Raw genomic sequence first — 737 nt, forward strand, 5'->3', positions numbered from 1 at the left:
TAAGACAGGCGAAGAATAATCCGGTGCTTTGCATAGAAGTGAAAGATACGGGAATAGGAATTTCTGAAGCTCAGAAAGAAAAGGTATTCGAAGAATTCTCGCAGGAAGACAGCAGCATCGAAAAACGATATGGTGGAACAGGATTGGGGCTGGCAATAAGCAAGAAATTGACAGATCTGCTCCAGGGCAGGATTAGTCTGGAAAGCGAAGTTGGTAAAGGCAGTACTTTTTTACTGGAGATCCCAATTTCTATTGCCGAAAAAAATCCGCAGCCTGTTGAGGAGCAACGCCTTCATCTAAAGGATGCCACGGGAGTCAAAGTGCTTACTGTGGATGACGAACCTGCTCAGTTGGGCTTGCTTAAGGAACTTATCAGAAACACAGGAATGACCTACCAAACCGCTCCCAACGGGAAAGTGGCTCTAAAGATGATCAAAAAACAAACTCCAGACCTTGTACTTACAGATATACAGATGCCTGAAATGGATGGTTTTGAACTGCTTCGAAACATAAGAGAGGAGCTAAATTTAAAGGAACTGCCCGTTATAGCCCTTTCCGGGCAACCCGATGTGAGTCCTGCAGACGATCTGAAAAGAGGTTTTAGCGGAAGTCTTTTGAAACCTTACTCCTCTCAAAAACTACTGCAGATCATGAGTGATCTCCTGCAGTTGCAGTTACACAAGGAACCTGCACCACAATCTGCAGCAGCGGAGATCGGGAAGGGATATTCCTTTACC

Annotated in this window: 1 protein-coding gene; it reads left to right on the top strand. The window is 45.0% G+C overall.

Going from position 1 to position 737, the window contains the following annotated elements; all coding sequences use genetic code 11:
- Window positions 1-38: 38 nt before the first annotated feature.
- The coding region (locus tag HC176_RS15600; protein WP_342448711.1) for an ATP-binding response regulator at window positions 39-737 on the top strand (699 nt) is incomplete at its 3' end.

This window comes from Tamlana crocina, from assembly GCF_012037625.1.